The organism is Tardiphaga sp. vice304 (genome assembly GCF_007018905.1).
Classification (GTDB): domain Bacteria; phylum Pseudomonadota; class Alphaproteobacteria; order Rhizobiales; family Xanthobacteraceae; genus Tardiphaga.
Window position 1 is genome coordinate 2,701,214 of record NZ_CP041402.1, and the last position, 21,316, is coordinate 2,722,529.

General features: G+C 64.8%; 19 protein-coding genes and 1 pseudogene. 6 read left to right on the plus strand and 14 right to left on the minus strand.

Translation table 11 applies throughout. The features are described from left to right. Positions 1-170 precede the first annotated feature (170 nt). The 7 genes from FNL56_RS12745 to FNL56_RS12775 all read right to left on the minus strand — a co-directional run bounded on the left by FNL56_RS12745 (position 171) and on the right by FNL56_RS12775 (position 6,111). Entirely contained in the window at positions 171-824 is a 654-nt protein-coding gene (locus tag FNL56_RS12745; protein ID WP_441351284.1) for a ferric reductase-like transmembrane domain-containing protein, read from the minus strand. 26 nt (positions 825-850) lie between these two features. Next, complete coding sequence (locus tag FNL56_RS12750) at positions 851-1,339, minus strand: Twin-arginine translocation pathway signal (RefSeq protein ID WP_143573091.1); 489 nt, start codon at positions 1,337-1,339, stop codon at positions 851-853. A 140-nt stretch (positions 1,340-1,479) separates the two neighbouring features. Next, positions 1,480-2,886, minus strand: coding sequence for a TRAP transporter large permease (locus FNL56_RS12755; protein WP_143573092.1), 1,407 nt, complete (start codon positions 2,884-2,886; stop codon positions 1,480-1,482). A gap of 57 nt (positions 2,887-2,943) precedes the next feature. Then, positions 2,944-3,480, minus strand: coding sequence for a TRAP transporter small permease subunit (locus tag FNL56_RS12760; protein WP_143573093.1), 537 nt, complete (start codon positions 3,478-3,480; stop codon positions 2,944-2,946). Between the two features lie 184 nt (positions 3,481-3,664). Continuing rightward, the gene (moaA, locus tag FNL56_RS12765) at positions 3,665-4,696 is read right to left on the minus strand and encodes a GTP 3',8-cyclase MoaA (protein WP_143573094.1); all 1,032 of its coding nucleotides are present in this window, start codon (positions 4,694-4,696) and stop codon (positions 3,665-3,667) included. Positions 4,697-4,834: 138 nt separating this feature from the next. Further along, complete coding sequence (locus FNL56_RS12770; RefSeq protein ID WP_143573095.1) at positions 4,835-5,278, minus strand: hypothetical protein; 444 nt, start codon at positions 5,276-5,278, stop codon at positions 4,835-4,837. 149 nt (positions 5,279-5,427) lie between these two features. Further along, positions 5,428-6,111 (minus strand): HAD family hydrolase, encoded by a 684-nt coding sequence (locus tag FNL56_RS12775; protein ID WP_143573096.1) that lies wholly within the window; start codon positions 6,109-6,111, stop codon positions 5,428-5,430. A gap of 179 nt (positions 6,112-6,290) precedes the next feature. Between FNL56_RS12775 and rpiA the strand changes: the two genes are divergently transcribed. The 3 genes from rpiA to gor are packed head-to-tail and all read left to right on the plus strand — an operon-like array spanning position 6,291 to position 8,991. After that, positions 6,291-6,992, plus strand: a complete 702-nt coding sequence (gene rpiA / locus FNL56_RS12780) for a ribose-5-phosphate isomerase RpiA (protein ID WP_143573097.1) — start codon at positions 6,291-6,293, stop codon at positions 6,990-6,992. A gap of 25 nt (positions 6,993-7,017) precedes the next feature. Continuing rightward, positions 7,018-7,551: a DUF2059 domain-containing protein gene (locus tag FNL56_RS12785; protein WP_143573098.1), complete on the plus strand. Its 534-nt coding sequence runs from the start codon at positions 7,018-7,020 to the stop codon at positions 7,549-7,551. Between the two features lie 54 nt (positions 7,552-7,605). Further along, positions 7,606-8,991: a glutathione-disulfide reductase gene (gor, locus tag FNL56_RS12790; protein ID WP_143578897.1), complete on the plus strand. Its 1,386-nt coding sequence runs from the start codon at positions 7,606-7,608 to the stop codon at positions 8,989-8,991. A 27-nt stretch (positions 8,992-9,018) separates the two neighbouring features. Here gor and FNL56_RS12795 read toward each other — a convergent pair whose 3' ends face one another. The 3 genes from FNL56_RS12795 to FNL56_RS12805 form a co-directional block, all read right to left on the minus strand. Further along, positions 9,019-10,875 carry a heavy metal translocating P-type ATPase gene (locus FNL56_RS12795; RefSeq protein ID WP_143573100.1) on the minus strand — a complete coding sequence of 619 codons (1,857 nt, stop codon included), beginning with the start codon at positions 10,873-10,875 and terminating at the stop codon, positions 9,019-9,021. A gap of 75 nt (positions 10,876-10,950) precedes the next feature. Then, complete coding sequence (locus FNL56_RS12800) at positions 10,951-11,514, minus strand: cytochrome b (RefSeq protein WP_143573101.1); 564 nt, start codon at positions 11,512-11,514, stop codon at positions 10,951-10,953. Between the two features lie 109 nt (positions 11,515-11,623). Further along, complete coding sequence (locus FNL56_RS12805) at positions 11,624-12,328, minus strand: hypothetical protein (RefSeq protein WP_246660948.1); 705 nt, start codon at positions 12,326-12,328, stop codon at positions 11,624-11,626. 110 nt (positions 12,329-12,438) lie between these two features. Here FNL56_RS12805 and FNL56_RS12810 point away from each other — a divergent pair, with 110 nt between their 5' ends. Then, positions 12,439-13,689 carry an MgtC/SapB family protein gene (locus tag FNL56_RS12810; RefSeq protein WP_143573102.1) on the plus strand — a complete coding sequence of 417 codons (1,251 nt, stop codon included), beginning with the start codon at positions 12,439-12,441 and terminating at the stop codon, positions 13,687-13,689. Positions 13,690-13,752: 63 nt separating this feature from the next. Here the strand turns inward: FNL56_RS12810 and FNL56_RS12815 are convergent. The 3 genes and pseudogenes from FNL56_RS12815 to FNL56_RS12825 all read right to left on the minus strand — a co-directional run bounded on the left by FNL56_RS12815 (position 13,753) and on the right by FNL56_RS12825 (position 18,301). After that, positions 13,753-14,088, minus strand: a pseudogene (locus FNL56_RS12815) (DUF3240 family protein). Beyond that, the gene (locus FNL56_RS12820; protein ID WP_143573104.1) at positions 14,085-17,162 is read right to left on the minus strand and encodes an efflux RND transporter permease subunit; all 3,078 of its coding nucleotides are present in this window, start codon (positions 17,160-17,162) and stop codon (positions 14,085-14,087) included. Before FNL56_RS12820 ends, FNL56_RS12815 begins: the two are co-directional and overlap by 4 nt. Continuing rightward, positions 17,162-18,301 (minus strand): efflux RND transporter periplasmic adaptor subunit, encoded by a 1,140-nt coding sequence (locus FNL56_RS12825; protein ID WP_143573105.1) that lies wholly within the window; start codon positions 18,299-18,301, stop codon positions 17,162-17,164. The genes FNL56_RS12820 and FNL56_RS12825 overlap by 1 nt, the downstream gene beginning before the upstream one ends. 100 nt (positions 18,302-18,401) lie before the next feature. Here FNL56_RS12825 and FNL56_RS28020 point away from each other — a divergent pair, with 100 nt between their 5' ends. Next, a complete protein-coding gene (locus FNL56_RS28020) occupies positions 18,402-18,974 on the plus strand; it encodes a hypothetical protein (protein WP_168207218.1) in 573 nt (190 codons plus the stop codon). Positions 18,975-19,176: 202 nt separating this feature from the next. Further along, positions 19,177-19,887: a Crp/Fnr family transcriptional regulator gene (locus FNL56_RS12835; RefSeq protein WP_168202922.1), complete on the plus strand. Its 711-nt coding sequence runs from the start codon at positions 19,177-19,179 to the stop codon at positions 19,885-19,887. 492 nt (positions 19,888-20,379) lie between these two features. Here FNL56_RS12835 and FNL56_RS12840 read toward each other — a convergent pair whose 3' ends face one another. Beyond that, positions 20,380-21,270, minus strand: coding sequence for an alpha/beta hydrolase family protein (locus FNL56_RS12840; RefSeq protein WP_143582027.1), 891 nt, complete (start codon positions 21,268-21,270; stop codon positions 20,380-20,382). Positions 21,271-21,316: the final 46 nt, after the last annotated feature.

Sequence of the window (21,316 nt, forward strand, 5' to 3'; positions counted from 1 at the left end):
CGGCGCGGACGAAGTCCGCGTCGGATGAGGGGTATTGTTTGGCTCGGTGCTCGTCGCCGCCCCCTCACCCGTCTCGACCGCTTCGCGGTCGATCCACCCTCTCTCACAAGGGGAGAGGGAAGGAAGATCACACCCGCATCGGCATCAGGACGTAAAGCGCGCCCGCAGCGTCATCTTTCACTGCTCGCGGCAGAGGTCGGAGCCGGGCGCAGCTCGGCTGCGGGGGAGAGAGGCCCGCGCTTTCTCCACCTTCGCAGGTCCGCCGTGACCCCTATGGTAGCTGCGATGACGAGCGCGCAGAGCGCCGCTTTCGACATCGTCTCCATCGTCCCCTCGATCAGCATGCTATGGACGACACTTCCCACGACAATGACCATCGCGAGCAGCATATGGCTGATGCGCCAATTTCGCAGCCGCAGCCCCAATCGCCGCCGCAATGCCGCCAGAAGTGCCACGGCAAAGATCGCCCACATCGCGATCACGCCCCAAAGCGAGAACGGGGTCGGCGATGCGAACAGCAGGGCGTCGATCATGTCTGGGGGGCTGGTGATCCAGAGGCCGGCGACGTGGATCATCACCGCGACCACCAGCGTGCCTCCGACCCAGCGATGTACACGCCGCGCCGAGCTGGCCGGTAGTCCCGGCAGATCACCGCGAATGAGCAAAGGCTGAAACAGCAGGGCACCCAGTGCGACAATTCCTGCCAGTCCGGCCAGGATGTAGACCGGACCACGCCAGGCGAGCAGGGGGCTCGCCATGGCCGCGGCGATCGGAATGCAGATGGCGGCCGCCACGCCAGCCCAGATCAGGGCCGCGCGGGCCACGTTCCGTCGCTTCGCCTGCAATTCGGTCAGGCCGGCTGCAGCACGAAGTGCGCCTCCAGGCTGGTTTCTTTCGCGCTGCGCATCACGGGACGCAGGAACACGGTTTTGAATTCGCCGCTGTCATACGCCAGATGACCGTGCGGCTGGCCGAAGATGGGAATGATCTGCGGCATTTCGAGACGGAACACGCCGTTCTTGTCGGTGAGCGTGGCTCCGCGGCTTTGCGGCTCCTGCTCCTGACCTTCGGTGGTGTGCGCCCAGATCTGGATGCGCTGCCCGGCGAGCGGAGCGCCGTCGCCGGCGCGGCGGACGGTGCCGCTCATCCAGAAGCCGCCCTTGCCGATCCGCTCCACGGTCGGCGCGCCCTTGACGTAATTGTTGGCCCCGCCCGACATCGACGGCGTCGGTGCGACGCCTTCGGCCCGAGCGGGCAGCAGCAGGCCGGAAACTCCGGTTGCCAATGCCGCCCCGCCGGCGGCAAGCAGGGCGCGGCGGTTCAGGACGGCGGTGGTCATGGAAACGGCTCCTCGCAGCGGTGCAGTCGCGCTACGGAGCTTACAGCAATGAGCGCGAAACGCCCAGATGACGGAGGCAAGGAGAGCGACAGGCGTAATAACAGTGTTGTGAATACGTGTCGGATCCGACACGTAGCCAGCTACTTACTCGGCCCGAAGTCCAGCGCCGGCATCTCGATCTGCGGGATTTCGATCTTGACGTTGGTGGTGTCGACCACCGACGTGTCGATCCAGTAGGTGACGAGCCCGGGCCACCAGATCACGATGATCACCAGGATGATCTGCATCGCGACCCACGGCATCGCGCCCCAATAGATGTCGCGGCTCTTCACCACCGGCGGTGCGATGCCGCGGAGATAAAACAGCGCGAAGCCGAACGGCGGATGCATGAACGAGGTCTGCATGTTGACGCAGAGCAGCACGCCGAACCAGACGAGGTCGATGCCGAGCTTGCTGGCGACGGGGGCGAGCAGCGGGATGATGATGAAAGCGATCTCGAAGAAGTCGAGGAAGAACGCCAGGAAGAACACGAAGATGTTGACGAATATCAGGAAGCCGAGCGCGCCGCCGGGAAGACCCGTGAGCAGGTGCTCGATCCAGCGCGCGCCGTCCATGCCCTGGAAGACGAGGCTGAAGCAGGTCGAGCCGATCAGGATGAACACCACCATCGAGGTCAGCCGCATCGTCGAGGTCATCGCCTGCTCGACCAGCGGCCAGGTCAGGCGGCGGTGCAAAGCGGCCAGCACCATGGCGCCGACCGCGCCCATCGCGCCGGCTTCGGTCGGCGTGGCCAAGCCCATGCCGATGGTGCCAAGCACCAGGAAGATCAGCACGATCGAGGGGATCATGCCCCACAGCACGCGGCTGACCAGCTTCCAGTTCAAGGGCTCGCGCACATCGGCCGGCAGCGGCGGCATCGAGTTCGGCCGCAGGAACGACAGCACCATGATGTAGAGGATGAAGATCACGACCTGCAGGATCGAGGGGCCGATGGCGCCTAGATACATGTCGCCGACCGAGCGGCCGAGCTGGTCGGCCAGCACGATCAGCACCAGCGAGGGCGGGATCAGCTGCGTGATGGTGCCGGACGCCGCGATCACACCGGTGGCGACCTTCATGTCGTAGCCGTAGCGGATCATGATCGGGAGCGAGATCATGCCCATCGCGATCACCGAGGCTGCGACCGTGCCGGTGATGGCGCCGAGAATGGCGCCGACGATGATGACGGCATAGGCAAGGCCGCCGGGGATCTTGCCGAACAATTGCCCGGTGCCTTCCAGCAGGTCCTCGGCGAGGCCGCAGCGCTCGAGGATCGCACCCATGAAGGTGAAGAACGGGATCGATAGCAAGAGGTCGTTGGAGATGGTGCCGTAGAAGCGGAACGGCAACGCTTGCAGGAACGACGGATCGAAATGGCTGGTCGCGATGCCGACGATGCCGAAGAACAGGCCGACGGCGGCCAGCGAAAACGCCACCGGGAATCCGATCAGCATGAACGTGATCATGGTGCCGAACATCAGCGGGGGCATCACGCCGTAGGAAAACATCGGATGGTCCTGACTGCTAAAAAGTGTCGTGGTCAAAAGGTCGGAGAAACGGCCGCTTTATTGCAGCGGCGCTTCGTAATGGGTGTCGATCTTGACGATGCCGGCGAGCCCCGCGATCCGCTTGGCGAGTTCGGCCAGGCCCTGCAGCAGCAGCAGCAGGAAGCCGAGCGGCAGGATCATCTTGACCGGCCACAGGATCAGGCCGCCGGCATTGCTGGAGGTCTCCTGCAGGCGCCATGAATTGAGGAAGAACGGTGTGGTCAAATACAACAGATAGATCATCGCCGGCAGCAGGAAGCAGATGATGCCGATGATATCGATCCACAGCCGGGCGCGGTCGGAGACTGCGGAGTACACCAGATCGACGCGGACATGTTCGTTGAGCCGCAAGGTTTGCGACGCGCCGAGAAACACGATCCCGGCAAACATGTACCACTGGATCTCGAGCCAGCCGTTCGACGAGTAGTTGAACAGATAGCGGATCGTGGCGTTGCCGGCGCTGACCAGGCAGGCAAGCAGTACCAGCCATTTGGCGATGAACCCGAAGGCATCGCTGAGCTGGTCGATCACGCGCGTGATTTTGAGTACGTCCACTACTCTTCCCCTTGAACCCGTCCCGCACCCGTGGATTTCGGCTTTCTCATCGAGAAAGGGCAGCCTTTTGCGCTGCGTCCACGTGATGCGGCGGCACCATTTCAGCGCCTCGGTCGTCCGTCAATTGGTAATTCGGCAGATTGACGGCGGGGGTCTGGTAGCGGGGGAGGGGGAGCCGGGAGGACTATCCCCCGGTGACGCTCATGTGCCGGCTCACGCTGGGCCGGTTGTGGCGGCGGTCGATGATGAAGTCGTGGCCCTTCGGCTTGGTGCCGATGGCGCGGTCGATGGTTGCGCTGAGCAGCGCATCGTCCGGCGAGGCGCGCAGCGGCTTGCGCAGATCGGAGGCATCCTCGTGGCCGAGGCAGGTGTGGATCGTGCCGGTGCAGGTGATGCGGACGCGGTTGCAGGATTCGCAGAAATTATGGGTCATCGGCGTAATGAAGCCGAGCTTGCCGCCGGTCTCACTGACGCGGACGTAACGGGCAGGGCCGCCGGTGTCGTCGGGAAGGTCGGTCAGCGTGAAGTTGGTGGCGAGCCTGCCGCGCAGCAGCGACAGCGGCACGTACTGGTCGATGCGGCCTTCGCCGATCTCGCCCATCGGCATCACCTCGATCAGGGTCAGCGCCATGTCGCGGCCGTGGCACCACTGCATCAGCGAGGGGATTTCTTCCTCATTGAGGCCCTTCAGCGCCACTGCGTTGATCTTCACGGCCAGGCCCGCCGCCTGCGCCGCGTCGATGCCGGCCAGAACCTTGGAAAGGTCGCCCCAGCGGGTGATGGCGCGGAATTTGTCGGGGTCGAGCGTGTCCATCGAAACGTTGATGCGCTTGACGCCGCAATCGGCCAGTTCCTGGGCATATTTCGAAAGCAGCGAACCGTTGGTGGTCAGGGTCAGCTCGCGCAGCGCGCCCGTCCTGAGGTGCCGCGACAGCGAACGCACCAGCGACATCAGGTTGCGGCGGACCAGCGGCTCGCCGCCGGTGAGGCGCAGCTTGGTGACACCCTTGTCGATGAAGGCCGAGCACAGACGGTCGAGCTCTTCCAGCGTCAGCAGGTCGGCCTTGGGCAGGAAGGTCATGTCTTCCGACATGCAGTAGAAACAACGCAGGTCGCAGCGGTCGGTGACGGAGACGCGCAGATAGTCGATGGTCCGGCCGAACGGATCGATCATCGCGGAACCCGCCTTGGACGGTGTCAGTGCGGATACAGCCATGCCATCGAGTCCTGTCGCTGCTTTTAAACCAGCATCTTGAAGAAGTCCGGCACGCCTGCCGGTGGCTCAATGTAGTCACGCAAACGCCCCGGCACAATCGTGCCGGGGCGTTACAGAAATCGAACTGGATACTGGAACTTAACGGGCCGGCGCCGGGAACGGCGAACCCTCGGCGGGCGCGGCAGCGGCCGGCGCGGGCGCGGCGCGCTTCTTGGCGGCCTTGCGGGCGGCGCGGCGCGGCGGCGTCATCGGCTGCAATTCGGCGACCACCGGGCTCGGATCGACGACGGTGGTGGCGGCCGTGGTGAAGTCGCCGGGGACCTTGGTCACGGTGACTGGCACGGTGACTGGCTGGTACTTCGCCAGATTGAAGGTCGCGGTGAAACCGGTTTCGGTGGCGATCGGGAGCGAGCAGGGCGTCTTGCAGCCCGGGCCGACCGAGGTCACGACGTCGGCGCCGGGCGGCACCGAATCGAATTGCACGGTGACCGGCACCGGCGACGATTTGAAGCCATCCATGGAAAACGAGGCGCAGCCAGCGAGGCTGAGGCTTGCTGCCGCTAATACAATAACTCGACGCATGGTCTGTCCGTTTCTTTCGCGGCTGGCCGCAGTCCCCATGCCCGACAATAGAAGTCCGGGCTTTGCCGTGCAACCGCCCGGGCGGGGATAGTTAAGCAATGGTTAATGTGCGGCCGAACGGTTTTGAAACATTCAGCAACATCAACCGGTTAAAAACTCTTTCCGGGCAGCAGCCGGCTGACCGCGGCCGGCAGGTCGCGGAAATGGCCGATCAGCAGATCCGGCTTCAGATCGGCGATCGGCACGTCGGTATAGCCGAATTCGACGCCGATGACCGGTACCCCGGCACGGCGCGCCACGCCGATGTCCGGGCCGGCATCGCCGACCATGACCACCGACGACATCCGGCCGCCGGCTTTCGCCACCGTCTGCTGCAGGATCACCGGATCGGGTTTGGAGACGCCGAACGTGTCGGCGCCGCAGATCGCCGCAAAGCGTGACGTCAGTTCGAGCTGCTCGAGCAGCCGTCGGGACAGCCATTCCAGCTTGTTGGTGCAGACCGCGAAGCGGTGGCCCGAAGCCTCCATTTCGTCGAGGGCGGCGATCAGCCCGTCGAACGGCCGCGAATCGTCGGCGATGTGTTCGGCGTAATAATCGATGAAGTCGGAGGTCAGGCGGGTCACGTCGGCCACGCCCATCTCGCGGCCTTCGGCCTCCAGCCCGCGCTCGATCAGCCGGCGCGCGCCCTGGCCGATCATCTTGCGGGCGGATTCCAGCGGCACCGGCGCCAGGCCCTCGCGGGCCAGCACCCAGTTCAATGCGCTGATCAGATCGGGCGCGGTGTCCACCAGCGTGCCGTCGAGATCGAAGATGACCAGGGAGAAATCACTCATGCGGGGATCGCTAGCGGCGGCGCCGCTGCGGCGCAAGTCCTGAATCGGCGGGTGAGGTTCAGGACGCCACAGGCCAACAGGTGGGAAAGCCCACCAGCCGCCCTGTTCCTCGCCGCCAAACGTCGCTAGATAGGCGGATCGCCGTACGGCACCGAATGAAGCGCAGGACCCGGCCCAGCATGACCATGGATGAATTGAAGCGGCAGGCGGCGGCGCAGGCGCTGGAGCACGTCCAGGACGGCATGAAGCTTGGGCTGGGCACCGGCTCGACCGCCAAGCACTTCGTCGACCTGCTCGGCGCGCGAATCGCGCAGACCGGACTGAAGGTGATCGGTGTGCCGACCTCGGAGGCCACCCGCGCGCAGGCGGAAAGCTGCGGCGTGCCGCTGACCACGCTGGACGCTATCGACCGGCTCGACCTGACCGTCGACGGCGCCGACGAGATCGACGCCAACCTCAATTTGATCAAAGGCGGCGGCGGCGCCCTGCTGCGCGAGAAGATCGTGGCGGCTGCCTCCGACCGCATGATCGTCATTGCCGACGATTCCAAATGGGTCGAGGTGCTCGGCCGCTTCCCGCTGCCGATCGAGGTGATCCCGTTCGGACTAGCGGCGACCAGGCGCGCCATCGCAGGCGTGTTCGGCGCCTGCGGCCTGTCCGGCGAGATGGCGGTCCGCCAGGACGGCTCCGGCCATGCTTTTGTCACCGATGGGGGCCACTGGATCATCGATGCCCGGCTCGGGCAGATTTCCGACGCGCCGCGCCTCGCAGGGCTGCTCGGCGCGATCCCGGGCGTCGTCGAGCACGGGCTTTTTATTGGCCTCGCCAGTATCGCCATGCTGGCAGGATCAAACGGCATTCGCACATTTAAGCGGCCCTGACGCCGCAACCCACGGAGAATCGACCATGACCAACCGTTCCAACATGCTGCTGGCGCTCGGCCTCGCGCTCGGCCTCGCCGGCCCCGCGATGCCGGCCTATGCGCAGGCGCCCGCGGCGACGCCGGCCCCGCTGAAGCCGGCAACCCCGGCGGCGATCGGCTACGCCAAGGAAATCCTGGTGATGAAGAACGCCAGCGCGATGTATGCCGGCGCCGTGTCGAACATGGTGCAGCGGGTCAAGGATTCGGTGCTGCAGAACAATCTCAACTACCAGAAGGACCTCAACGAGGTCGCCGTCGTGGTGGCGCAGAAGCTGGCCGGTCGCGAAAACGAGATCAGCGAGCAGATGGCGAAGATCTATGCCAGCGACTTCACCGAAGCCGAATTGAAAGACCTCGTTGTGTTCTACAAGTCGGCGCTCGGCCAGAAGCTCCTGGTGCAGGAGCCGAAGTCGATCCAGTCCAGCATGGCCTATATGCAGAACTGGGCGAAGAATTTTTCTGAAGAGATCAACGGCCAGTTCCGCGCCGAGATGCGCAAGCGCGGCAAGGAAATCTAAGGCAGGAAACAGGGCGAGCGCTTGGGGCGCTCGCCCGAAACTTTGGGGCGGCTCATGTCTGACTTCGACGTCGATCTGTTTGTCATTGGTGGCGGTTCGGGCGGCGTGCGCGCCGCGCGAATCGCCGCCGGCTATGGCGCACGGGTCACGGTGGCGGAGGAGTACCGGTTCGGCGGCACCTGCGTGATCCGCGGCTGCGTTCCGAAGAAGCTGATGGTCTATGCCTCGCATATCCACAAGGACATCGCCGACGCCGCCGGCTTCGGCTGGACGATTCCTGCGGCAAGCTTCGACTGGCCGACGTTTCGCGCCAACAAGGACAAGGAAATCGCGCGGCTGGAGGGCATCTACACCGCCAATGTCGACAGATCGGGCGCCACCACGCTGAAGACCCGCGCGGTGTTCGAGGATCCGCATACGCTGCGCCTGACCAATGGCGACCTCGTGCGCGCGGCCCATATCCTGATCGCCACCGGCGGCGCGCCGAATCACGGCCCGATCTTTCCGGGAATCGAGCATGTCATCTCGTCGAACGAGGTGTTCGACCTGCCGCAGCTGCCGAAGCGCATGGTGATCCAGGGCGGCGGCTACATCGCGCTCGAATTCGCCTGCATCTTTGCCGGCTTCGGCTCCGACGTCACGCTGGTCTATCGCGGCGACAACATCCTGCGCGGCTTCGACGAGGACGTCCGCAAGCATTTGCGGGCCGAGATGGAGAAGCAGGGCATCACGATTCTCACCGGCTGCACCGTCACCAAGATCGACAAGCACGGCGACGAATTCACCTCGCATCTGTCGGACGGCGCGAGCATTGCGTCCGACCAGGTGCTGTTCGCGATCGGACGCCATCCGGCCGTTGCCAATATGGGGCTGGAGAAGGCCGGCGTGGCCATCAACCCGGCCAATGGCGGCATCGCAGTCAACGAATTCTGCCAGACCAACGTGCCGCACATCTACGCCATCGGCGACGTAACCCACCGCATCAATCTGACGCCGGTGGCGATCCGCGAGGGCCATGCCTTTGCCGATACGGTGTTCGGCAAGCGTTCGGTCAAGGTCGACTACAGCAACATCCCCACCGCAGTATTCTCGCAGCCGGAAGTCGGCACCGTGGGCCTTACGGAAGCCGAGGCCCGCGCGCAGTTCAGCCATGTCGACGTCTACATGACCAATTTCAAGCCGATCAAGGCGACGCTGTCGGGCAGCGAAAGCCGCGTGCTGATGAAGCTGATCGTCGATGCCACTACCGATATCGTGGTCGGCTGCCATCTCGTCGGCCACGAGGCTGCCGAACTGATCCAGGTGCTCGGCATCTGCATCAAGATGAAAGCCACCAAGGCCGATTTCGACGCCACCGTCGCCGTGCACCCCAGCGCCGCCGAAGAACTGGTGACGATGCGGACGCCGACCGCGCGTTATGTGCGCGAGGCGGCGGAGTAGGTCACCGCCGCCGCCTCGGCACGCGCGCTACTGGTTCTGATTTCCGGCGGCCTGCCCGTCGCCCAGGGCGCGCAGCGCGTTCAGGATGACGGCGATGTCGATGGCTTCCTGGATCAGCGCCCCCTCCACCGGGGTGAGGAAGCCGAACGCCGCGACCACCATGCCGATCATCGACAGCCCCATGCCGGCGAACACGCCTTGCAATGCGATGGCGCGGGAGCGGCGGGCGATCTCCATCGCCGGCACGATACGGTCGAGGTGATCGACCAGGATGACGACGTCGGCCGCCTCGGCGGAGGCGGCCGCGCCTCTTGCGCCCATCGAGACGCCGACATCGGCCGCAGCCAGCGCCGGGGCATCGTTGACGCCGTCGCCGACCATCATGACCGGACCGTTCTTTCGCTCGGACAGCACGACCAGGACTTTCTGGTCGGGCGTCAACCCTGCGCGCACGGCGTCGAATCCAAGACCTGCGACAATGGCGTTGGCGACCTCGGGCCGATCGCCGGTGGCCAGGACGATCCGCTGCACGCCCAGCGTTCTCAATTGCTGCAGCAAGTCCTGCGTGCCCGACCTCAGTTGATCCGCCAGCCTGATCTCGCCGACCAGGCGACCATCGACGGCGACGGCGACGATGACGCCGCCGGCAACGGCGTCGGAACGGTGCGGGCTTGGCGTGCCGGGTGGCAATCTCGACATCACGAAGGCGATGCCGCCGACCACGACCGATCGTCCGTTCACCCCACCGTGGACGCCTTCGCCCGGCGTCTCGACGACGTCGGACGGGATCGCCAGCCTGAGCTGCCGGTTCCGGGCCTCGGCGACGATGGTCTGGGCGATGATGTGCTTCGACGCCTGATCGAGCGAGGCCGCGAGCCGCAATATCTCGTCGGCATCGATGTCCGCAACCACGTCCACCGCCACGACCTTGGCGCGGCCGTCGGTCAGCGTGCCGGTCTTGTCGAGCACCAGGGAATGAATGCGCGCCAGCGCCTCGATCACCTTGCCGCCCTTGATCAAAATGCCGTGTCGGGCCGCCCGGGACAGGCCGGACACGATGGCGACCGGCACGGCGAGAATCAGGGGGCAGGGCGTCGCGATCACCAGCACGGCGACCCCTCGCACCGGATCGCCGGTGAAGAACCACGCCAGCCCGGCGATCAGCAGGGTGACCGCCAGGAAGACCAGCGCAAAGCGATCGGCGAGCCGCGACATCGGCGCCTTGGAGCGCTGCGCTCCTTCAACCAGGCGCACGATGCTGGCATAGGTGCTTTCGGCCGCACGGCGCGACACATCGAGATCGAACGCCTCGCCGGCGTTGGTGGACCCGCTCATCACCGCCTCGCCGGCGTTCTGCTGGACCGGGATCGGCTCCCCGGTCAGCGCGGATTGATCCAGCACCGCCAGTCCGCTCGTCACCACGCCATCGACCGGGACGACGTCGCCCTGCCGGATCAACAGCCGGTCGCCGGGGATGATCAGCTCCAGCGCGACTTCTTCCAGGCCGCCGTTGCGGTGGCGGACGGCGGTTCGAGGGACCCGTGCCAGCAGCGCGGTCATCTCGCGCCGGGCGTGGCGTTCGGCGTAGGCTTCGAGAAACTGCCCGCCGGCATACATCAACGCCACCACCACCGCGGCGAGTTCCTCTCCGACAAAGAGGGCTGCGACCATCGAAAGCAGGGCGACGATATCGAGCCCGACTTCGCCGCGCCGCAGGCTTGCGACGATGTCGTAGGACAGGACGACCAGCACCGGAATTGTGAAGGCAGCGAAGGCGCGGTCCTGCCACGGCCCCGGTCCGAGCAGCGGCAGCGCGAAGCCGAGCGCCAAGCCGAACGCCGGCAGCAGAACCAGCAACGAACGCATCATGAAGCGGGCAGGCATTTCAAACGACCTCTCGACGACCGCCATCGGCATCGCTGCTGCGGCGTCCGCCACTGCCCGGCGAGGGCCGCACGCTTACTTGGTGAGATGCGGGAGCATTCGAGCGAGGGTACGGTCCCGGAAAATCCAGTGGTGCGCGATCGCCGCGCTGCCGTGGAGTGCGGCCAGAAGGACGAGCCCATGCGCGGCGATTTCGTGCAGCTCTTTGACGTTGTGCGCGAACGCCCGGTCCTTCAGCCATGGCGACGTAATTTCCGTCAGCCCGAACAGGGGCAGGGGCTCGCCGCGCGCAAACTGCAGGACAATGCCGATCACCGGCACCGCGATCAGCAGGACATAAAGTCCGACATGCGCCAGACGCGCGGCCAGCTCCAGCCACCGCGACATCGCGGAAGCATGGTCGGCGGCTTCTGCCGAGGGCATTTGATCGATCCCCCGCCAGGCCAGCCGCGCGGCCATCAACGCCAGAATGGCCAGTCCGGTAGAAATATGTATGAAAAGGCCGGACTTCTGCGCGCCCGCGGGGAGCTCGTCACCTGCAATTCCCGACAGCCATGCGAGCGCGACGAAAACGACCGTCAGCCAATGCAGTGTTTGCGACACCGCGCCGTAATCCGCGTTGGTGTTTCGAAAACGCATGATGCACCTCTGCAAACATTCTATTCTGCGTCTCGCCGCTGCCATTGACGTGGGTCAAACAAGTGCGCGGGAGTTTCCGCGACGGGCGGGTGCGACGCGGTTCGGCGGCTTAGTGCTGCCGTGCGGTTTCCGCATCGGCATAGGGTTGAAGGTCCACCATGGCTGCCGAAAGCCTGCGATACAAATCGCGCCGTCGCGCCAGAGGTACCCAATCGTAGAGAAATATTTCGAGGGGCCGCCAATTGGCGACCCAGCCCAGAAGGAGGAAGCTCTCCTCGACCAGGCGACCGAACGGGCTACTGGTCAGGTAGCCCCCGACGACATGCGCCAGCGCCAGACATGTCACCAGCACAGTAATTCCGATGCCGAGCGAGCGACGACCGACCCGGAACAGCTCCTTGATCTCGCGCTGCACGGAATGGCCACGGTCGGCAAAGTAGCGATCGAAGGCGGCCCCCAGTTCCTGAGCCGCGCGGGTCTTCGCCTCGATCTCGGGAAGGTGAATGACGATTCGCAGCGCACGATCGGTCGACAATTCACCGGCCCAGCCGACGATGTAGTCTTCCGCCTCGCGATCGAGGTCACGCTCCCGAAACGGAAACGGATCGAGCGTATGAAATATCTGTGCGATCTTGTCGAACCGCAGTTCGATGCGATGATCGCGGGAGACGTCTGTCATGACCACCAGTGCGTTCCGGATTGAGGCTTCGCCAGCACATGCATAGCATGGCTCCTCACCGTACGAGCTGCCAATGCGGATAGGCATGCCAACCGCATCGATGAGCGGCCTGTCGAAAGCCGTCATGCTGGCCATGATCGACGTCGGCCATCCCCTCCAGCGGCGACAGCCCATTCTTGAGTTGACGGGGCTGTGATAGCCACGCACCCTGACGTCTGGCACGCGGCGTTCGTCCTCGCAGGAGCATGGCTATCGATCCCCTTGTTTTAAAGCTGGGCGCAGCACTCGGAATCGGCCTGCTGATTGGCGTCGAGCGGGAACGTCGCAAGGGATCCGGGGCGTCCCGCTCGCCGGCCGGTATCAGAACCTTTGCCGTCGGTTCGCTGGCCGGCGCGGTCAGCGTCGTCGTCGGCGGCGTGATGATGCTGGCTGTCACGACGGCCGGCGTGTTGGCGCTCGTGGCCATCGCCTATTGGCGTGGCAATACCAAAGACCCCGGACTGACGACCGAACTCGCGCTCGCGGTCACGGTCATGCTGGGCGGACTTTCGATTCAGAATCCGGTGCTGGCGGGCGGCGTTGCCGTCGCCCTGGCGATTTTGCTGGCGATCAAATCCCATCTTCATCGATTTGTCAGCCGTGTCCTCACCGAGGCGGAGATGCGCGACGCGCTGATCCTCGCAGCGGCGACGCTGATCGTCCTGCCGCTCGTACCGAACCGTCCGATGGGGCCCTATGGGGCGTTGAATCCGCATGCGATCTGGCTGATCGTGATTCTCATCATGGCGATCGGCGCCGCGGGCTATGTCGCGGTGCGCGTTCTCGGCAGCCGTTTTGGACTTCCCGCGGCCGGCCTCGCTTCGGGGTTTATTTCCAGCGCCGCAACGATTGGGGCGATGGGCACACGCGCTGCCAAGGCGGAGAACATCGTCGCCGCGGCGGTGGCCGGCGCTGTCTTGTCCACGGTGGCCACGGTCGTTCAGATGGCACTCGTTCTCGCCAGCACCAGCATGGCAACCCTCGCAGCGCTGTCCGTCCCGCTGGGCTGCGCGGGGGTAGCGGCGGGCGTTTATGGCGCGATATTCACCGTGCTGGCGCTGCGCGGCAACACCGAAGCCGATCCGCAGACAGGCCGCGCCTTCAGTCTCCGGACGGCGCTCATTTTTGCGATCACGCTGTCGGTCATTCTGCTCGCTTCCGCCGCGTTGCAGGACCGGTTCGGCGAAAACGGCATCATCTTCGCGGCGGCCATGGCAGGATTTGCCGATACGCATTCGGCGGCGATCTCGGTCGCCGCGCTGGTCGCCTCGGGCAAGCTTGCGGCATCGGACGCGCTGCTGCCGATCCTTGCCGCCTTTTCGACCAATACGATCACCAAAGTCGTGCTGGCCGCGACAAGTGGCACGTTGGCGTTTGCTGTTCGCGTGATACCGGGATTGTTCCTGGTTGCCCTTGCGGCCTGGGCGGGCGCGTTCGGTGGCTTTTTTGCCGGTTGATCAAGCCGGGGCTTATCGCTGCCTTCGCGGGCCTGATACGGACGATCAACCTGACCGCACGGCTCAATGGTCCGCTTCAGGACCGCGGTCATCCAAGATGCCGAACTCCGTTACCGGCATGATCCAGTAGACCAGCCGGGTTCCTGCGAATGCGGTCTTGATCCGGGATAATAACAGATCAGCCTGCGGCTTTTCCATAATGAGACGCAGCAGGACCTAGTCGGCATGGCCTTTGACCTGCTCGGGCGCCGAGGGCAGGCGCACCGTCGGGCCGAAGCCGGCACGGTCCGAGGCGGAAAATCCCGCGACCAGATCGCGCTGCGCGCTGAGAAAGTCGAACAACTCGTCGCGCCGCCTGCGGGCGGCGACCAATGTCAGGCAGACAGATTCAGCCGTCATGCGATCTTCCTCGCAGCACCGCCGAACCGGCGATAGAGAATCGGCAGCAGGATCAGGGTCAGTACGGTCGAGGACAGCAGGCCGCCGATCACCACGATGGCCAGCGGCTTCTGGATTTCGGATCCGGGGCCGGTCGCGAACAGCAGCGGGACCAGGCCCAGCGCGGTAATGCTGGCGGTCATCAGCACCGGTCGCAGCCGGCGCTGTGCGCCTTCCACGACGATGCGAGGCTCGGCCACGCCGCGCGCGCGCAACTGGTTGAAGTAGGACACCAGCACGACGCCGTTCAGCACGGCGATGCCGAGCAGCGCGATGAAACCGACCGACGCCGGCACCGACAGATATTCGCCGGTCAGCACCAGCGCAAAGACCCCGCCGATCAGCGCGAAGGGAATGTTGACCAGCACCATCAGCGCCTGCCGGATCGAGCCGAAGGTGGTGAACAGCAGCACGAAGATCAGCCCGATGGCGACGGGGACGACGACCGACAGACGCGCGGCGGCGCGTTGCTGGTTTTCGAACTGTCCGCCCCAGGTCAGACGATAGCCCGGCGGCAGCTTCAGCTCGGCCGCCACCTTCTGCTGCGCGGCCAGCACGAAGCCGACCATGTCGCGCCCGCGGACGTTGGAGCGCACGACGCTCATCCGGCCGCCGTCTTCGCGATCGATCTTGACGGGGCCGTCTACCCGATGGATGCGGGCCACCTGCGACAACGCCACATGCTGTCCGGACGCCAGCGTCAGCGGCAGGCTGGCCAGCATCGACGGCGCCTCGCGGGTCGCCTCGCTGCCGCGCACCAGGATCGGCGTGCGCCGTCCCGGCTCCAGCGCGGTGCCGATGGTGCGGCCTTCGATCTGGGTGCGCAGCGAGGCGGCAATCGCGTCCACCGCCAGACCGAGGCGGCCGGCCTCCAGCCGGTTGACCGCGACCGTGTAGTACTGCGCGCCTTCGTTCAGCGTCGTATAGACGTCCTCGGCGCCGTCGATGCCCGACAGCAGCGTCGAAAGGGCGCTGGCGATCTCGTTAAGCTTGGCAACGTCCGGCCCGAAGATCTTTACCGCGACGTCGCCGCGCACGCCGCTGATCATCTCCTGGACCCGCATGTCGATCGGCTGGGTGAAGCTGAGCGACAGCCCCGGAAAGTCTGCCAATACGTGTCGGAGCTCTTGGAGCAGGGCGGCCTTGTCGGCCGTCTGGCGCTCATTGGCCGGCTTCAGGATCAGAAAGGTGTCGGTCTGGTTCGGGCCCATCGGATCGAGGCCGAGCTCGTCCGATCCGGTGCGCGCGATGATCCCCGCGATGTCGGGGACCCGCGCCAGAATGGCGGCCTGCAGCTTGCCGTTGATCGCCACCGACTGATCGAGATTGATCGACGGGATGGCCTCGACGCTGATGATGATATCGCCTTCGTCCATCGTCGGCATGAAGGTCTTGCCGAGCTGGGTGTAGGCCACGCCCGCCGCGACCAGGGCCACCACGGCCGCCCCCATCACCTTGCGTTCATTGCCGAGCGCCCAGGCCAGCGCCGGTGCATAGGCCCGCGACGCCTGGCGGATCAGCCAGGGGTCGCGGTGCGGCGTTGCCTTGAGAAAAAACGACGCCGCGACCGGCAGCACGGTGAGGGCCAGCACCAGCGAGGCCGCCAGCGCAAAGATGATCGCCAGCGCCACCGGGATGAACAGCTTGCCCTCGAGCCCCTGCAGCGCCAGCAGCGGCACGAACACGATGATGATGATCATCACGCCGGTGGCGACCGGCTCCAGCACCTCGCATACCGAGCGGTACACGATATGGATCAGCGGCGTCGCCTTGCCTTCCTGATCCGTACTGAGATTGCCGACGATGTTCTCGACGACCACTACCAACGCGTCGATCAGCATGCCGATCGCGATGGCAAGACCGCCCAGGCTCATCAGATTGGCCGACATACCGACCAGGCGCATCACGATCAGCGCGATCATGATCGCCAGCGGCAGGCTGAAGGCAATGATCAGCGAGGCGCGCCAGTTGCCGAGAAACAGCAGCAGCAGCACGATCACCAGCACCGTGGCTTCGCCCAGCGCACGCACCACGGTGCCGACGGCACGGCCGACCAGCCGGCTCCGGTCGTAGAACACATTGATGGTCACGCTCTTGGGCAGCGACGGCGCCAACTCCTGCAGGCGCTGTCGGACGTCCTTGACCAGTTGTCCGGCATTGGCGCCGCGCAGGCCGAGCACCAGCCCCTCGACGGTTTCGCCGCGGCCATCGATCGTGACCGCGCCATAGCGCGTCAGCGCGCCGACCTCGACGCGGGCGACATCGTTGACGCGGATCGGAATGCCATCCCTGGTATCGACCACGATGGCCTTGATGTCGTCGATGGAGCGAATGCTGCCCTCGATGCGGACGAGGGCACTGTCTTCGCCCTGGTTGACGCGGCCGGCGCCGTCATTGCGGCTGTTGGTCTCGATGGCGCGCCGGAACACCTCCGACGAAATGCCGCGCGCGGCCAGCGCGTCGTTGAGCGGCACGATCTCGAAGGCCCGGACGTGACCGCCCAGCGAGTTGACGTCGGCGACCCCCGGAACGGTGCGAAGCGCCGGACGGATGGTCCAGTCGAGCAGCGTCCGGCGTTCCGCCAGCGACAGCTCGGGACTGTCGATGGTGAACATGAACATCTCGCCTAGCGGGCTGGTGATCGGCGCGAGGCCGCCGGTCACGCCTTCCGGCAGGTCGCGCGTGATGTTGGCCAGCCGTTCGGAAACCTGGTTGCGCGCCCAATAGATATCGGTGCCGTCCTCGAAATCGACGGTGATGTCGGCCAGTGCATATTTGGTCGTGGTGCGGAGAATCTTTTTGTTGGGCAGTCCCAACAGCTCAAGCTCGATCGGCACCGTGATGCGCTGCTCGACCTCCTCCGGGGTAAGACCCGGCGCCTTCATGATCACCTTGACCTGAACCGGCGAGACGTCCGGGAAGGCGTCGATCGGCAAAGTCGGCAGCAGCACGGCGCCGGCGCCGATCAGCAGCAATACGCTCAAGGCGACGAACAGGCGCTGCGACAGCGCGAAAGCAACCAGGCGCTCCAGCATTACTCGCTGGCTCCGAGCCGCAGCAGGATTCCGCGAAGCGCCGCTGTACCGCTGACGGCGACTTCATCCTTGTCGGAGATCACGCCGGAGATCACGACGTGTTCCTGATCCTCGGCAATGAGCGTCACCGGCAGCAGGCGAAAACCGCCTTCGATGGCGACAAAGACCGACGCCTTGTCGCCGCGCCGGACCAGCGCGCTGTAGGGAATTTCCCAGGCACTCTCACCGACGGAAATGAACCCGATGCGTACCGCGGCCGTCTGTCCGGGCCGCAATTCGCCGGAATTCGGCACCTCGGCGCGCACCAGCACGGTCTGGGTCGCGGAATCCGTCGTCTCCGACACCAGGATGACCTTGCCCGGTACCGCATAGCCTTCGATTTCCACGCGGGCGCCCGGCCGGATGGCATGGATGTTCGACGCCGGAATGGCAATCTCGGCCCAGAGCACCGAGAGGCGCGCGAGCTTGACCAGCGGCGCGGCCTGCTCGATGCGTTGGCCCGGAGAAACCAGAATGTCGATCACCGTCGCCTGCTGGCGCGCGGCAACCGACATGGTCGCGACTATCGCCGTTTCGCTGGTCAGCCGCGCAATCGCGGCGTCTGAAAGTCCGCTGAGCCGAAGCATCTGCCGCTTCTCGGCCACGGCGATGCTGGCCTGCCGGGCTTCCGCCTGGCTGGTCTCCAGCACGCGTTGCGGCACGGCCTTGCCGTCGAACAATTCGGTGTTTCGCTTGAGTTGCTGCGCGGCCAGCACTTCCTGCGAAAAGGCCTGTAGATATTCGCGTTGCAGCGACACAAAGCTCGGGCTCTCGAGGTTCACCAGCGGCTGGCCGGCATCGACCCGGTCGCCCCGCGCAATCGCCAGGCTGGTGACCATCCCGGACACGGGCGTACTCACGACCCACAATTGCGGCATCGGGATCACGATCTGGGCGGGGTAGGGCAGTGTGAGGTCGCTCCGGCTCGAGATCGGGTGCACCACACGAATGCCGAGGGTCTGCATCTGCGCGGCGTTGACCTTGACCTCCTCCTCAGCCCACGACAGCGACGGCACGCCGACGAGCGCGACCATCAGCAAAGCTCGAGTGAGGCTGGGCCGGAAGTGCGTGTACGAGCGCGCCTGACGGGGACTCGGCATCAATGCTCCATATGGGTAGATCCAGCGAAGAAAGCGGCGTGGACTGGCTCTCGGCGCCAATCCTATATCAACAGTCCGTCCTGCGGACGACCCCTGTCTGGTGTTCGACGCTCGTTGCCATGGTCCGGTGTTGTCGTCACTCGACGAATCGATGGCCGTTCCATCGCAACGCCGTGGTCTCGCCATTCACGCCGGAGATCTCGACCCGCGCCGCGGCCTGATCGCGAAGCAGTCGAATATCGCGGGCATGCACGGCAAGCACCCGACGATAGTGCCCGTTGCTCGCCATATAAACTTCATGCAGGCATCCTTTGGCGGTGCATTGGGCCGATTGATTGCCGCAACGAAAATCATCGTAGTGAAGGGCCACGAGTTCGCCGCCGGGTATCGTGAGATACAGCGCGAACTGCTGCGAGGCGGCGATCGATCCGCCGCATACCGTCTCCCATTTCTGCAAGATGGCGCGGATGCCGGGCGGCAGATGTTCGAGATGAGCAGGCTTCCAGCGATCCTGCGCCAAGCCGCCGAAGGCAAAACCCGGTCGCAGCATGACCGACAGGCAAATAAGCGTAAGCGCGACCGTCGAAATGCGCCTCATGGCATTCATGGTGCCCTCAAGGGGCTTGAATGGATCATGGCTGAATGTCGCACCTATCGCGGCAGCGATGGTTGATGCAAATCAAGAATCGCGAGTGGTTCAAACTCCACTCGCTCGTCCCGACGTTTACGGCGGCGTATTCACGGGTGGTTCCACCAAGGCGACCTTTTGTCATGTCCAGAATCCATGTCAAGGACCCCGACCTCGAAAGCACTTGCCGGTTACAAGCCATCGTGCGTTCATACCCAGCTGCTTCAAACTCAGATCGGCCGGCGAAATGACAAACAACAACCGACTTCTGCAGATGCTCCCTGAAGGTGAAATGACCGCGCTGAACCAGCATTTGAAAATTGTTTGGTTGAACCAGGGAGACGTCCTTGCCGAGCCCGGCGGTAACATCAGCAACGTGCATTTCCCCCACTCCGGGATCATCTCGTTCATGGTCGAACTCGACGACGGGGCGCTGGTTCAGACGTTCATGGTCGGACGGGATGGTGTCGTCGGCGCGCCACAGGCGATGGATCACAGGACTTCCATCAACAAGATCCTTGTCCAGGTATCTGGAGAGGCCTCCGTGATCGATCGCGCGCCATTGCGCCGGATTGCCAGCGAGTATCCTGCCGTGCTCAATCTGCTCGCGTCGCACGAGCAATTTCTGGTTGCCGATGTTCAGCAGACGGCCGCCTGCAACGCGCGACATTCGATCGAAGCGCGAATGGCGCGCTGGATCTTGAGAATGAGAGATCTTGCCGGAGACGAACTGCCGCTGACCCAGGACTATCTCGCCTCCATGATCGGCGTGCGCCGCGCTAGCGTGACCGAGATTGCGAGTGCGATGCAGCGCGCCGGGTCGATCAGCTATGTCCGAGGTCAACTTCGCATCACGGATCCGGTCGCTCTTGGGCGACTGGCCTGCGAATGTCACAAGGCCGTCCAGGACAATTACCAGCGTTTGCTGGGCAGCCCCTGGCCGCATTCGATCGGTTAATTCTGCAGCATCCGGACGGCGCCCAAACGCTCCTGCCCGGAATGACGGTCGTTGCAATCAGCCTGGATTTTGCTCGACGAGGAGCGCGAAAACTTCCTGCGGCATGAGCACTATCGTACAGCAAACCGCCTTCGGAATTCGCATGATACCGCATCTTAGCGCCGCACAAGGTCATCCCGTCGCGGAGAATGCCGAGTGCTCGCTTGACCCGGGGGGCGAACATCATGCTGCAGTGCGATATACTACTGCGCCCATGTCGGTTCGATATGGTCGCAGACCGGACCCCGGGCGCCGCGTGTCTGGAGTTCTGTCTTTACGAATTTCCCGGCTGCGCCGGCTGTCCCCATGCCGTGCCGCTGGCAGCGCCAACGGCAGAGGACCCGATGAAGTCAGCGGTTCTCCGCGGCTGGATCCGCGGTCTCGGCCACCCGTCAGGCTAGAAGCTCGCGCACCACATCAAATGACGGATCGGCGGCACGGTTCTGCGCGGCGTCAGTCGCTCTTCTGAATCCACTCCGCGGCACCGCGCCATAGTGTGTCGCGGTGCTGCGGACGGAAAAAGCCGAAATGGCCGATCTTCCTGGTCCCGGCTTCCGCCGGGGCAATGACGTGGATATCGGGGCGGATCGAGGTGAAACCGGCGCACAGCATCTCGACGGCGGCTTCGGTTGCCCAGGGATCGTCGGAAAAACTGAGCGCCCGCAACGCGCCGCGGTAGCGCGGAAAGTTCGCCAGCGCGCGCAACCGGCTGTCGTCGAAGAAGTAGCGGTCGGAGGCGACCCACCTCGCCCACTCCAGAAATACGCCCTTCGGCAAATCGAGCCCGAGCCCGACGCGGCCCGGCGCATAGCCCAATGCGTGGGTCAGCGGCACCCCGACGCATGCCAGCAGCGCGTAGACCCGGTAACGCTCCGGCGAGCTCATCAGCCGCCAGGTGCCGGCCTGCGCCGCCACCAGTAACGCCCGCGACACCTCGGCATTGTTCGGGATCAACCCCAGCGCCTGGCCGCCGAACGAGTGGCCGACAAAGCCGAGCGGCATCGCCGGGTAGCGCGCCCGCATCCAGTCGACCGCCGCGCTGACGTCGAGCGCGGCCCAGTCGGCCATCGTGGCCTGAAAGCCGGCCAGCGATTTTGGCCGGGAATCCCCGGTGCCGCGGTAATCATAGGTCAGCACCGCGCAGCCGCGGCTGGCGAGGTAGCTGGCAAAGCCGCGATAGATCCGGCGTGGCACCGCGGTCGCGGAATTGATGAGCACCGCATGGGACCGGGCGCCGCGCGGCAGATACAGCGTTGCGCCCAGCAGAAATCCGTCGGCGGCCGGCAAACGTATATCGTCGGCAAACACGTCGTCCGTTGCCGCCTTGAAATTCGCCTTCGTCATAATGATCTCAGCAAAGTCGAATTCGACATTGGCTGCAAGGGGTTAT

Bases quoted from the DNA above. Each gene is read 5' to 3' on its own strand.
- FNL56_RS12840 (WP_143582027.1), bottom strand. From the start codon at position 21,270: ATGACGAAGGCGAATTTCAAGGCGGCAACGGACGACGTGTTTGCCGAC.
- FNL56_RS12755 (WP_143573092.1), bottom strand. From the start codon at position 2,886: ATGTTTTCCTACGGCGTGATGCCCCCGCTGATGTTCGGCACCATGATC.
- FNL56_RS12825 (WP_143573105.1), bottom strand. From the start codon at position 18,301: ATGCCGAGTCCCCGTCAGGCGCGCTCGTACACGCACTTCCGGCCCAGC.
- FNL56_RS12750 (WP_143573091.1), bottom strand. From the start codon at position 1,339: ATGACCACCGCCGTCCTGAACCGCCGCGCCCTGCTTGCCGCCGGCGGG.
- FNL56_RS12835 (WP_168202922.1), top strand. From the start codon at position 19,177: ATGACAAACAACAACCGACTTCTGCAGATGCTCCCTGAAGGTGAAATG.
- moaA (WP_143573094.1), bottom strand. From the start codon at position 4,696: ATGGCTGTATCCGCACTGACACCGTCCAAGGCGGGTTCCGCGATGATC.
- FNL56_RS12805 (WP_246660948.1), bottom strand. From the start codon at position 12,328: ATGGCCAGCATGACGGCTTTCGACAGGCCGCTCATCGATGCGGTTGGC.
- FNL56_RS12775 (WP_143573096.1), bottom strand. From the start codon at position 6,111: ATGAGTGATTTCTCCCTGGTCATCTTCGATCTCGACGGCACGCTGGTG.
- FNL56_RS12820 (WP_143573104.1), bottom strand. From the start codon at position 17,162: ATGCTGGAGCGCCTGGTTGCTTTCGCGCTGTCGCAGCGCCTGTTCGTC.
- FNL56_RS12800 (WP_143573101.1), bottom strand. From the start codon at position 11,514: ATGCGTTTTCGAAACACCAACGCGGATTACGGCGCGGTGTCGCAAACA.
- FNL56_RS12785 (WP_143573098.1), top strand. From the start codon at position 7,018: ATGACCAACCGTTCCAACATGCTGCTGGCGCTCGGCCTCGCGCTCGGC.
- gor (WP_143578897.1), top strand. From the start codon at position 7,606: ATGTCTGACTTCGACGTCGATCTGTTTGTCATTGGTGGCGGTTCGGGC.
- FNL56_RS12810 (WP_143573102.1), top strand. From the start codon at position 12,439: ATGGCTATCGATCCCCTTGTTTTAAAGCTGGGCGCAGCACTCGGAATC.
- FNL56_RS12795 (WP_143573100.1), bottom strand. From the start codon at position 10,875: ATGCCTGCCCGCTTCATGATGCGTTCGTTGCTGGTTCTGCTGCCGGCG.
- rpiA (WP_143573097.1), top strand. From the start codon at position 6,291: ATGACCATGGATGAATTGAAGCGGCAGGCGGCGGCGCAGGCGCTGGAG.
- FNL56_RS12770 (WP_143573095.1), bottom strand. From the start codon at position 5,278: ATGCGTCGAGTTATTGTATTAGCGGCAGCAAGCCTCAGCCTCGCTGGC.